Below are 11,802 nucleotides of genomic sequence, written 5' to 3'. Positions count from 1 at the left end.
TTTATCCATTCAGGCCACCCTTGCCCCGGTAGAGCTTCACCGGCTTGTCCAGCTTCAGCTCCAGCACGGTCATATATTCATCCTGCACGTTGGCGGGCACGGTGATGTAAACGAGGCCGGGCACAGGGCTCCACGAAATTTTGCCGACTATTTTGTGCGACAGTTTGGCGCCGTTCCCTACTACGGTGATATCCTCTATCTTGTTGTCGAGTCCTTTGACCATCACTTTCCCGCTGACGTTGCCGGGCAGGAAGAGGTACAGGGTGGTGGAATCTTTCGACAGGGTGGTGGGCCCGTAGAAATGGCCCTGGGGAATACCGCCCACGGTGCCGAAGATCGCCTTGTCGTGTTTTTTGTTCCATTTGCCGAGCTCTTTGAGCACATGCACCTGGGGCTCCGGGATGGTGCCGTCTTCTTTCGGGCCGATGTCGAGCAGCATGTTGCCGCCGTTGCTGATGGCGTCTGCGAAGATGGTGATCACTTCGTAGGGCGTTTTCCAGTTGGTGTCCTGCGGCTGGTAGCCCCAGTTGTTATTGATGGTCATGCACAGTTCCCACCAGTGGAACTGGGGGCGTTGCACGGGAAAGTTCTGTTCGGGCGTATCGTAATCGCCATACCCGGTGAGGCGGCCGTTGATGATGGTGTTGGGATTGTGGTCGGTGAGCATTTTGCGCACTTTGGTAGCCTGCCACTCGTCCGCGCTGTGTTCCCAGTCGCCGTCGAACCACCAGAGGTCGGGGTTGAAGCGGGTCATCACTTCGGCCATCTGGCCCTGGTAGAACTGCTGGAATTTGGCCCAGCGCTTCGGCTGTTCGCTGATTTTGTAACGGGTGCTGTCTTTCAGGAAACCGGGATAATCCGGGTAGGTCCAGTCGAGCAGCGAGAAATATGCGCCTGCTTTGATGTTTTCTTTGCGCAGGGCGTCGAAGAAGGGGGTGAGCACATCCCTTTTGGCCGGTGTGCCGCGGGCGGTGCTGAGTTTATTGAATTTGGTGTCCCACAGCGCTACACCGTCGTGATGTTTGGTGGTGATCACGGCGTATCTCGCACCGGATTCCTTTACCAGGGCGGCCCAGGCCTGCGGGTCGTATTTGGAGGCGGTGAAGCCCTTCATCTGCGCCATGTAGTCTGCATGAGAAATTTTTTTGTTGTGAAAGCTCCAGCTCTCGTCGATCCCCTTCACCGCATAAATGCCCCAGTGGATAAAAATGCCCAGTTTGGCGTCTGCAAACCATTGCATTTTTTGTTTGATCTCCTCGGGATTGGTTTTTTGCTGCGCTTGTACCGGCATGATAAAGCTCAATGCCATGGCTCCCGCCACTACGATTCTTTTCATCTGTAAAGTTTGTTTTTTAATGGTCAGACGAAACTTTCACAAAGGCATTTGCCCGCTGTTCCATCATCTTGTCTGCCTTATTATCAATAGGAAGCAAAAAATAAAGTACTGAAAGAAGTATTTTTTGTGCCGGTGAAAACCGCCACCTTTACCCCTTCAGGCGCTTATCATCTGCTTTTGTTCACTGTCTGTTTATGGTAGTCCGCCGCAACAATAACGAAAAAATAAAAACTCCGGGAAAAATTTAATGATTAAATTTAGCCCCCGATATTAATTCGAGTGAAAAATATAAACTAATATCAACAAATGCAACCGACATTATTGATTCTTGCGGCCGGTATGGCGAGCCGCTATGGAAGTCTGAAACAGATCCAGCAGTTTGGCCCCAGCGGAGAAACGATTATCGATTATTCTATCTACGACGCTATCCGCGCGGGTTTTGGCAAGATCGTATTCATTATACGCGAGAATTTCGCGGCAGAGTTCAAGGAAATATTCGAGCCCAAACTGAAGGGGAAAGTAGAAACGGACTATGTGTTCCAGAATATGGACGCATTTGTGAACGGTCACGCCGTGCCGGCCGACCGTACCAAGCCCTGGGGCACCGCCCACGCGGTATTGTGCGCGAAAGACGCCATTAACGAGCCTTTTGCGGTGATCAACGCAGACGACTTCTACGGCCGCGACGCCTTTGAGAAAATGGCCGCGTTCCTGAAAGAAGAGTGCAAAGCCGATAAATACAGCGTGGTAGGGTATGAGCTGGGTAAAACCATCAGCGAGCACGGCTCCGTATCCCGCGGCGTATGCGAGGTGAACGGGACAGGCAACCTGGCCGGCATCACCGAAAGAACAAAGATCTATCTCGATAACGGCAAGATCGTGTACGAAGAAGGCGATAAAAAAGTGGAACTGGGTGCTAAAACCCCCGTGTCTATGAACTTCTGGGGTTTCGCTCCCTCCGTATTCCCGATCAGCGAAAAGATGTTCGACCAGTTCCTGACCGATAACATCGCCAACCCGAAATCCGAATTCTTCATCCCCATCGTGGTGGACCAGTTCATCGCAGGCGGCATGGGAGAAGTGAAGGTGATCCCCACCAGCTCGCAATGGTTCGGCGTAACTTATAAAGAAGACGCACCGGGCGTACAGGCCAGCCTTTCCGCCCTCGTTAACAATGGCGAATACCCTGATAATCTCTGGAAGTAATGGTGAGCGGCAGTATTATCAGTGCATTCGGACTGGATCCTGAAGCCTTTGAAGTAAAAAAGTTCGGCAGCGGCCACATTAACAATACCTTTCTGCTGAGCGGCACGCAGGGCCAGTACATCCTGCAGAAAATCAACACGTATGTGTTCAGGGAGCCGGACGTAATAGCCCGCAACCAGCGGCTGGCAGCCGATTACCTGGCGGAACACCACCCGGACTATCTTTTCATCACACCCATCCCCACCACCACAGGGGAAGAGCTGTATGTGCACGACGGAGAGTACTGGCGGATGATCCCCTTCATCCCCGATTCCATGTCGGTAGACCAGGCAGACACGCCGAAGCAGGCGTACGAAGCGGCGCGGCAGTTCGGGAAGATGGCGCGGCTGCTGCATGGTATCGACCTGCACGAGTTCAGGGCCAGCATTCCCAACTTTCACAATCTCACGCTGCGCTACGCGGCTTTCCAGGAGGCCATCCGCCAGGCGAAACCCGAGCGGAAGCAGTTCGCGGAAAAGCTGATCGAGCAGTTCCTGCGCTATTCCGACATCGCCATCACGTTCGAATCGCTCAAAACCGACCCGGCTTTCAGCGACCGCCTGATGCACCACGATACCAAGATCAATAACGTACTGCTGCAGAAAGACACTTTCGAAGGCATCTGCGTGTGCGACCTGGATACGCTGATGCCCGGCAAGATCATCTCCGACCTGGGAGACATGGTGCGCACCTATGTGAGCCCCGTGTCCGAAGAAGAGCGCGATTTCAGCCGCATCGAGGTGCGCGACGAATATTTCGAGGCGCTGATGAAGGGGTATCTGTCCGAAGTAGGCAGCACGCTGTCTGCCACCGAGCGGGCCCACCTGTTCTACGCCGGCAAGTTCATGATCTATATGCAGGGCATCCGCTTCCTGACGGATTACCTCAATGGCGACGTGTATTACCCGATCAAATACCCGGAGCATAACTACAACCGGGCCATGAACCAGCTCACGCTGCTGGAACGGCTGGTGGAGAAAGAGGAGAAGCTGCAGCAGGTGATCAACGAATGCCTGCAACAATAAGTATAGCGTTAAATCTATCGATAGGGGCCGCAACCAGGTGTTGCGGCCTTTTTTGTTCCCGGTCGGTTGGTTCTTTCATATTTGATAGTATACCCCCGAAATAGCACTTTCTTGATTTTTATTCAATGAATCGCCTTCTGTTTTCGATATTTTTAAAAAACGAGGGCTGGGTTGATTTTTCTCAAAATATTGGCCCCTGTGTTGTTTTTTACTTTATTCACTAATACATTTGTAGAGATAAACAAATCAACTGTACCTCCATGTGGGTAAACAAAGACAATAACAAAATCAGTCACATCGTGCCGCAGCTCAATTGGGCTATTACGCTCGTCGTGATCGTCGTTGTCATTATTACCCGCCAGCCAATTGGAGGATAAAAAAGCGTGTATAATTACAACTGAAAATAAAACGCCTTCCTCCACCAGGAAGGCTTTTTTTATGTGCAAATTCCAAATATATGTATAGCTATTACAACGAAAACACGATTCTTTACTTTGACGGGGCTTACCAGAAAGCCACAGAAGCCAAAATTGACCTGTATGGTCAGTCGCTCCACTATGGATACGCAGTATTTGAAGGAATCCGCGCTTATAAAACAGCCAGCGGGGAGGTGAAGATCTTTAAACCCAAAGAGCACTTCGACCGTTTCAAGCGCTCCTGCGAATTGATACACATACCTTATAAATATAACAACGACGAACTGATCGCCGCCTGCTATAAAGTGTTGGAACTGAACAATATGGAAGAGGCGTACATCCGCCCCCTGATCTTCTGTCCTCCCAACATGACCCTCAAAGCCGCTACGGACACCCACGTGCTGATCTGCGCCTGGGAATGGGGTGCTTACCTCGGTGAGAAGCTCCTGCGTGTAATGGTGTCGTCCTACCAGCGCCCGAACCCGAAAGCATTCAAGATCGAGTCTAAAACAGCCGGTCTGTACGTAAACTCCATCCTCGCCTCCCAGGAAGCCAAGGAAAAAGGATACGACGAAGCCCTGCTGCTCGACATCAACGGTTTTGTAGCGGAAGGCCCCGGTTCCAACCTCTTTTACGAGAAAGACGGTAAGATCTACACCCCGGCCCCCGGTAACATCCTGCCCGGCATCACCCGTGCTACCGTGATCGAGATCTGCGGCGAGCTGGGTATTCCCCTGATCGAAAAGCAGATCACCGTGGAAGAGCTGAAGCAGGCGGAAAGCGTATTCTACTGCGGTACCGCGGCGGAAATCGTCGGATGGGACTCCCTCGACGGACAGGGCTTTACCAAGCCCTGGGCTTCTTCCCTCGGCAAAGTCATTCAGCAGGCTTACAAAGCGAAAGTGCTGGAAAAAGAATTCAAACGCGAAGCCATTCCGGCCTAGTGTATACGAATAGCAGGGTGGCGGGCCAGGCTATGAGCGGGTCCGCCACCCTTTTTTTAGTTTTGAATGGCGTAAACGCTTTTTCCCCAAACCCCCACTCACAGAGGGTTTCGGCTGTAAAGGCCACCTCTTGAAGACCGGGAACAGGCAAATTATAGGTTTGAATATGAAATGGCCCGGCAATAACTTGTACGATAATTAGAAATTAAGCTAACCAGCACCCGGAATTTAACTGATTGAATTATATGGAGTTAAACAAATACAGTAAAACGATTACGCAAGATCCCACACAGCCTGCCGCACAAGCCATGCTGTACGGGATAGGGTTAACGGAGGAAGATCTGAAAAAGGCACAGGTGGGCATCGTGAGCATGGGCTACGATGGCAATACCTGCAACATGCACCTGAACGATCTGGCGAAAGAAGTGAAGAAAGGCGTATGGGCCAACGACCTGGTGGGCCTCATGTTTCACACCATCGGTGTGAGCGATGGTATCAGTAACGGTACCGACGGCATGCGTTTCTCGCTCGTCAGCCGCGACCTGATTGCGGACTCGATTGAAACTGTTTGTGGCGCCCAGTATTATGATGCGCTGATCACCGTTCCGGGCTGCGACAAAAATATGCCCGGCTCCCTGATGGCCATGGGCCGCCTCAACCGCCCCGCCATCATGGTATACGGCGGCACGATAGCGCCCGGTAAATATAAAGGACAGGATCTCAATATCATCTCCGCTTTTGAAGCGCTCGGCCAGAAAATGGCGGGCAACCTCGACGAGGGCGACTTCAAAGGCATCGTACAGAACTCATGCCCCGGCGCCGGCGCCTGCGGCGGTATGTACACGGCCAATACCATGAGCTCCGGTATCGAAGCCCTGGGTATGAGCCTTCCTTACAGCTCCTCCAATCCTGCCCTGAGCAAGGAAAAGAAGGAGGAATGCCTGGCGGCGGGCAAAGCCATCCGCCTGCTGCTGGAAAAAGATATCAAGCCGAAGGACATCATGACCTACAAAGCATTTGAAAATGCGATTACCGTGATCATGGCCCTCGGCGGCAGTACCAACGCGGTACTCCACTTCATCGCCATCGCCAAATCCGTAGGCGTGAAATTCGGCATGGAAGATTTTCAGCGCCTGAGCGATAAAACCCCGCTGATCGCCGACCTGAAACCCAGCGGCAAATACCTGATGGAAGACCTCCACAACATCGGCGGCGTTCCCCTGGTGATGAAATACCTCCTGAAAAAAGGAATGCTGCACGGCGACTGCCTCACGGTAACAGGTAAAACCATCGAGGAAAACCTGGCTTCCGTACCCGACATTGATTTTTCCGAACAACACATCATAGTTCCCCTGGAACAACCGCTCAAAACCACCGGCCACATCCAGATACTGTATGGTAACCTGGCAGAGCAGGGCTCGGTAGCCAAGATCACCGGCAAGGAAGGTGAAAAATTCACCGGTCCCGCCCGCGTGTTCGACGGCGAATTCGAACTGATCGCAGGCATCCAGTCTGGCCGCGTAAAAGCCGGCGACGTGGTGGTTATCCGCTACGTGGGCCCCAAAGGCGGCCCGGGTATGCCTGAAATGCTGAAGCCCACTTCCGCCATCATGGGCGTGGGCCTGGGCAAAAGTGTGGCCCTGATCACCGACGGCCGCTTTTCCGGCGGCACCCACGGTTTCGTGGTGGGCCACATTACCCCCGAAGCGTACGAGGGCGGTACCATTGCATTGGTGAAAGATAACGACGAGATCGAGATCGATGCGGTGAACAACATCATCAGAGTGAATGTAAGCGAGGATGAACTGAAAGCCCGCAAGGCGGCGTGGAAACAGCCGGCTTTGAAGGCGGAGAAAGGAATATTATTCAAATACGCAAAACATGTAAAAAATGCAACAGAAGGATGTGTTACCGATGAAGACTGAGGAGTCTGACAAGCGGGCCACGGCTCCCGCCGCCGAGATCATTACCGGTGCCGAAGCAGTGATCCGTTCACTGATTGCAGAAGGCGTGGAAACCATTTTCGGTTATCCCGGAGGCGCCATTATGCCCATTTACGATGCCCTGTACGATTTTCAGGATAAAGTCCATCATATACTGGTCCGTCACGAGCAGGGTGCCACGCACGCTGCTCAGGGTTACGCACGTGCAAACGGGCGGGTAGGCGTGGTATTCGCCACCTCCGGCCCCGGCGCCACCAACCTCGTAACCGGCCTCGCCGATGCGCATATGGACTCTACCCCGATGGTCTGCATCACCGGCCAGGTAGCGGCAGCCCTGCTGGGTACCGACGCTTTCCAGGAAACGGATGTGATCGGCATCACCATGCCCATCACCAAATGGAACATACAGGTAACACGCCCGGAAGATATCCCGGGCGCCATCGCCAAAGCATTCTATATCGCCCGCAGCGGCCGCCCCGGCCCGGTGCTGGTGGATATCACCAAAAATGCGCAGGTCGCCAAGCTCGACTTCCAGTATAAAGCCTGCGAGCACATCCGCAGCTATCACCCGCATCCCGTATTAAAGGAGGATGCCGTGAAAGCCGCCGCCGACCTGATCAACAGCGCCAAAAGGCCCTACATCCTGTGCGGCCATGGCGTACTGATCTCAGGAGCGGAAAAAGAACTGATCGCACTGGCCGAAAAAGCCGATATCGCCGTTGCTTCCACCTTGCTGGGCCTCTCTGCCGTACCGGTAGACCATCCCAACTATGTGGGCTACACCGGCATGCACGGTAACTACGGCCCCAACATCAACACCAACGAATGCGATGTGCTCATTGCCGTGGGCATGCGCTTCGACGACCGCATCACCGGCGATGTGAGCACTTACGCCCGCCAGGCCAAAGTGATCCACATCGAAATCGATAAAGCGGAGATCAATAAAATCATCACGGCCGACGTGGCGATACATGCAGATGCCAAAGAAGCGCTGCAGGCCCTGCTGCCGTTGGTGAACAAGGCCAGCCATCCCGAATGGCTCCAGCTGTTCAAGGAAGCAGACAAAAAAGAAGACGAAAAAGTAAGGCACCGCGAGCTGTACCCTACCGAAGGGCAGCTGAAAATGGCGGAAGTTATCCGCGTGATATCAGAACAGACGGAGGGGAAAGCCATCCTCGTAACCGACGTGGGCCAGCACCAGATGATCGCTTCCCGCTACTACCGCTTCAAGGATCCCAACACCAATATCACCAGCGGTGGTATGGGTACGATGGGCTTCTCCCTGCCGGCAGCCATGGGCGCCAAGGTAGGCGCTCCCGAAAGGGAAGTGGTAGCCATCATCGGCGACGGATGTTTCCAGATGACCCTGCAGGAACTGGGTACCATCTACCAGTCCGAAATCGGCGTAAAAATCGTGATCCTCAACAATAACTTCCTCGGCATGGTACGACAGTGGCAGCAGCTGTTTTTCGACAAACGCTACTCTTCCACGGTGATGATCAATCCGGACTTCGTTCAGATCGCGAAAGGCTTTTTCGTACCGGGCCGCAAAATCACGGAACGCTCCGAGCTCGAAGGCGCCGTGAAGGAAATGCTGGAAACAAAAGGCGCATACCTGCTGGAATGCGTGGTGGAACAGGAAGACAACGTGTTCCCCATGGTGCCCGCCGGCGCGCCGATTTCAACCATCCGCCTCGAGTAGCAGTTCTTTATCATTAATTGAATTAACGTCATGCAAAAAGAATATACCGTAACGGTGTACACGGAAGACAGGATAGGGATCACCAACCGCATTTCCGTGATCTTCACCCGCCGGGGCATCAATATCACCAGCTTGACCACAGCTGAAACTGAAATACCCGGTGTATACAAATTCATCATCACCGTGCTGTCCGAAAGGGAACGGCTGGAAAAAGTAGTGGGCCAGATCGAAAAGCTCATCGAGATCCACCGCGCCTTCGTGCACGATGAAGATGAAGTGGTATACCAGGAACTGGCCCTGTACAAGATCTCTACGAAGAGCCTGCACACGGGCGATATCGAGAAGATCATCCGGGACAATAACGCCCGCATCCTGACCATTACGCCGGATTATTTCGTGATCGAAAAAACGGGCCACCAGCAGGAGCTGATTGCCATGCTCCAGAAACTGGAACCATACGGCCTCATAGAATATTCCAAAAGCGGTCGCGTAGCGATCGTGAAATGGAGCCGCCGCTTCCACGAACATCTGAAAGATCTTTCGCTGATCGAAGCGGATAATCTGAAAGACTGATAACGGCGCAAACTGAAAACTAGACTTTTAACAACTTTTTAAACAAACACTATCAAAACATGGCAACCATCAATTTTGGCGGAGTACTGGAAGAAGTAGTAACCAGAGAAGAATTCCCCATGGAAAAAGCAAGAGAAGTTCTGAAGAACGAAACTATTGCTATCATTGGTTATGGCGTTCAAGGTCCCGGCCAGGCGCTGAATCTGAAGGACAATGGCTTTAACGTGATCATTGGTCAGCGTAAAAATTCCAAAACCTGGGACAAAGCCGTGGCAGACGGCTGGGTACCCGGCGAAACACTGTTCGAGATCGAAGAAGCCGCCCAGAAAGGCACCATCATCCAGTACCTGCTGTCTGATGCCGGCCAGATCACCCTGTGGCCTACGCTGAAACCTTTCCTCACCAAAGGTAAAGCCCTGTATTTCTCTCACGGTTTCGGCATCACTTATAAAGATCAAACCAACATCATACCGCCTGCAGACGTAGACGTGATCCTGGTAGCCCCCAAAGGTTCCGGCACTTCCCTGCGCAGGCTGTTCCTCGCAGGCCAGGGGCTGAACTCCAGCTACGCCATCTTCCAGGATGCAACCGGCCGCGCGAAAGAAAGAGTGATCGCACTGGGTATCGGCGTAGGTTCCGGCTACCTGTTCGAAACAGACTTCAAAAAAGAAGTATTCTCCGACCTCACCGGCGAACGTGGTTCCCTGATGGGCGCCATCCAGGGTATCTTCGCAGCCCAGTACCAGACCCTGCGCAGCAACGGCCACTCTCCGTCCGAAGCTTTCAACGAAACCGTTGAAGAACTGACGCAGTCGCTGATGCCGCTGGTAGCTGAAAACGGTATGGACTGGATGTACGCCAACTGCTCTACCACTGCACAGCGCGGTGCGCTCGACTGGTGGAAGAAATTCAAAGACGCTACCCAGCCCGTATTCGACGAACTGTACGCCAGCGTTGCCGCCGGTAAAGAAGCCGCCCGTTCCATCAACCTGAACAGCCAGGCCGATTACCGCGAAAAACTGAACGCAGAGCTCGAAGAGCTGCGCAACAGCGAAATGTGGCAGGCAGGCGCCGCCGTAAGGAAACTGCGCCCCGGTAAGTAATCCGGTTTTCAAGTAATAAAAAAAGGGAAATGAAACCGAGCATGAGAGCCTCTTCCCATAAAGAAGCATCTCTCATGCGAGGTTCCGTCCGGCAATTGGAAAATCAATCATGAACGGATGAACAACAGCAACAGATTGAACGGTATTGGATGCGGAGGAGTGTGTTACATTCGATGAGTGTTTCCGGACTTTCATTTCCCTTTTTCTTTTACTTTTAACTGGTTACAACAATGTCTGAAGTGCTCAATACGATCGATACCCGGCGGATAAAGGAAGCTGCCGAAAGGCTGCAGCCCGTGGTGGTCCGTACCCCTTTAATGTACAACGCCAACCTCTCGCGCCGGTACAACTGCGATGTTTATCTGAAAAGAGAAGATATGCAGGTGGTGCGCTCTTATAAACTGAGAGGCGCATACAATATGATGAGCAGCCTCGATGCGGAGCTGCTTGCCAACGGTCTCACCTGCGCCAGCGCAGGGAACCATGCACAGGGATTTGCCTATTCCTGCAAAAAGCTGAACGTAAAAGGCGTGGTATTCATGCCCATCATTACACCGAAACAGAAAGTGAACCAGGTGAAGATGTTTGGCGGCGACAGTATAGAGATCCGGCTCATAGGCGACACGTTCGACGATTGTGCGGCCGAAGCCCAGGCCTATACCCGCGAGCACAGCATGACCTTCATACCGCCGTTCGACGATGCCCGTATCATTGAAGGGCAAGGCACGGTAGGCGTGGAAATACTGGAAGAGCTGCAGGACGTGGATTATTTGTTCATGCCGGTAGGCGGCGGTGGCCTGGCCTCAGGCGTAGGCGCTTACTTCCGCACATACAGCCCTGCTACGACCATCGTAGGCGTAGAGCCCGAAGGCGCTCCCTCCATGCAGCGCGCTCTCGAAAACGGCGGCCCCGTTACCTTGCCGGAAATAGACCGGTTTGTGGACGGAGCGGCGGTAAAGCGGGTAGGAGAGCTGACCTATCAGATCTGTAAAGACGCCCTGAACAAAATGAGCCTCGTGCCCGAAGGCCGCATCTGCTCCACCATCCTGAAGTTGTACAACGAGGATGCGATTGTGGTGGAACCGGCAGGCGCACTGTCGATCGCCGCGCTGGACGATTACGCGGCCGACATCAGCGGCAAAAAGGTGGTGTGTGTGGTGAGCGGCAGCAATAACGACATCGACCGCATGCAGGAAATCAAGGAACGGTCCCTGCTGTACGAAGGCCTGAAGCACTATTTTATCGTGCGTTTCGCACAGCGCCCCGGCGCCCTGCGGGATTTTGTGAACCATGTGCTCGGCCCCGGCGACGACATTACCCGTTTCGAATTCATTCAGAAACATAACAAGGAAACAGGCCCCGCCCTGGTGGGCATAGAGCTGAAGAACCGGGAGGATTATGACCTGCTGATCGCCAACATGCGCAAATACAATGTGCATTACACGGAGCTGAACAAGGACGATAACCTGTTCGGTTACCTGGTGTAGCGGGTGAATTCTATTGCTGGTTTAGTAT

General features: G+C 53.2%; 10 protein-coding genes. 8 read left to right on the top strand and 2 right to left on the bottom strand.

The annotated features are described in order from the left end of the window. Window position 1: 1 nt before the first annotated feature. Window positions 2–1,336: an alpha-L-fucosidase gene (locus EGT74_RS20525; RefSeq protein WP_123848432.1), complete on the bottom strand. Its 1,335-nt coding sequence runs from the start codon at window positions 1,334–1,336 to the stop codon at window positions 2–4. Between the two features lie 306 nt (window positions 1,337–1,642). Here EGT74_RS20525 and EGT74_RS20520 point away from each other — a divergent pair, with 306 nt between their 5' ends. Together EGT74_RS20520 and EGT74_RS20515 are read left to right on the top strand one after the other, a co-directional pair. Further along, window positions 1,643–2,542 (top strand): nucleotidyltransferase family protein, encoded by a 900-nt coding sequence (locus tag EGT74_RS20520; protein ID WP_123848431.1) that lies wholly within the window; start codon window positions 1,643–1,645, stop codon window positions 2,540–2,542. Then, window positions 2,542–3,606 carry a phosphotransferase enzyme family protein gene (locus EGT74_RS20515; RefSeq protein WP_123848430.1) on the top strand — a complete coding sequence of 355 codons (1,065 nt, stop codon included), beginning with the start codon at window positions 2,542–2,544 and terminating at the stop codon, window positions 3,604–3,606. The genes EGT74_RS20520 and EGT74_RS20515 overlap by 1 nt, the downstream gene beginning before the upstream one ends. A gap of 152 nt (window positions 3,607–3,758) precedes the next feature. On the opposite strand, the gene EGT74_RS20510 is transcribed toward EGT74_RS20515, so the two are convergent. Continuing rightward, complete coding sequence (locus EGT74_RS20510; RefSeq protein WP_148089631.1) at window positions 3,759–4,052, bottom strand: hypothetical protein; 294 nt, start codon at window positions 4,050–4,052, stop codon at window positions 3,759–3,761. Between the two features lie 11 nt (window positions 4,053–4,063). Here EGT74_RS20510 and EGT74_RS20505 point away from each other — a divergent pair, with 11 nt between their 5' ends. From EGT74_RS20505 to ilvA, 6 genes are all read left to right on the top strand, one after another. After that, a complete protein-coding gene (locus tag EGT74_RS20505) occupies window positions 4,064–4,966 on the top strand; it encodes a branched-chain amino acid transaminase (protein WP_123848428.1) in 903 nt (300 codons plus the stop codon). A 245-nt stretch (window positions 4,967–5,211) separates the two neighbouring features. Beyond that, window positions 5,212–6,891 carry a dihydroxy-acid dehydratase gene (gene ilvD, locus EGT74_RS20500; protein WP_123848427.1) on the top strand — a complete coding sequence of 560 codons (1,680 nt, stop codon included), beginning with the start codon at window positions 5,212–5,214 and terminating at the stop codon, window positions 6,889–6,891. Further along, window positions 6,857–8,611, top strand: a complete 1,755-nt coding sequence (gene ilvB, locus EGT74_RS20495) for a biosynthetic-type acetolactate synthase large subunit (RefSeq protein ID WP_317126725.1) — start codon at window positions 6,857–6,859, stop codon at window positions 8,609–8,611. Before ilvD ends, ilvB begins: the two co-directional genes overlap by 35 nt. 30 nt (window positions 8,612–8,641) lie before the next feature. Continuing rightward, window positions 8,642–9,184 carry an acetolactate synthase small subunit gene (gene ilvN / locus EGT74_RS20490; protein ID WP_123848426.1) on the top strand — a complete coding sequence of 181 codons (543 nt, stop codon included), beginning with the start codon at window positions 8,642–8,644 and terminating at the stop codon, window positions 9,182–9,184. Between the two features lie 59 nt (window positions 9,185–9,243). Next, entirely contained in the window at window positions 9,244–10,287 is a 1,044-nt protein-coding gene (ilvC, locus tag EGT74_RS20485; protein WP_123848425.1) for a ketol-acid reductoisomerase, read from the top strand. Between the two features lie 230 nt (window positions 10,288–10,517). Then, window positions 10,518–11,774, top strand: coding sequence for a threonine ammonia-lyase IlvA (ilvA, locus tag EGT74_RS20480; protein ID WP_123848424.1), 1,257 nt, complete (start codon window positions 10,518–10,520; stop codon window positions 11,772–11,774). Window positions 11,775–11,802: the final 28 nt, after the last annotated feature.

The organism is Chitinophaga lutea (genome assembly GCF_003813775.1).
GTDB lineage: Bacteria > Bacteroidota > Bacteroidia > Chitinophagales > Chitinophagaceae > Chitinophaga > Chitinophaga lutea.
Note: the sequence above shows the minus strand (reverse complement) of the source record. Positions and strands in the feature narration are given on the sequence as shown.

Coding starts and splice junctions, on each gene's coding strand:
- EGT74_RS20525 (WP_123848432.1), bottom strand. CDS start 1,336: ATGAAAAGAATCGTAGTGGCGGGAGCCATGGCATTGAGCTTTATCATG.
- EGT74_RS20520 (WP_123848431.1), top strand. CDS start 1,643: ATGCAACCGACATTATTGATTCTTGCGGCCGGTATGGCGAGCCGCTAT.
- EGT74_RS20515 (WP_123848430.1), top strand. CDS start 2,542: ATGGTGAGCGGCAGTATTATCAGTGCATTCGGACTGGATCCTGAAGCC.
- EGT74_RS20505 (WP_123848428.1), top strand. CDS start 4,064: ATGTATAGCTATTACAACGAAAACACGATTCTTTACTTTGACGGGGCT.
- ilvD (WP_123848427.1), top strand. CDS start 5,212: ATGGAGTTAAACAAATACAGTAAAACGATTACGCAAGATCCCACACAG.
- ilvB (WP_317126725.1), top strand. CDS start 6,857: ATGCAACAGAAGGATGTGTTACCGATGAAGACTGAGGAGTCTGACAAG.
- ilvN (WP_123848426.1), top strand. CDS start 8,642: ATGCAAAAAGAATATACCGTAACGGTGTACACGGAAGACAGGATAGGG.
- ilvC (WP_123848425.1), top strand. CDS start 9,244: ATGGCAACCATCAATTTTGGCGGAGTACTGGAAGAAGTAGTAACCAGA.
- ilvA (WP_123848424.1), top strand. CDS start 10,518: ATGTCTGAAGTGCTCAATACGATCGATACCCGGCGGATAAAGGAAGCT.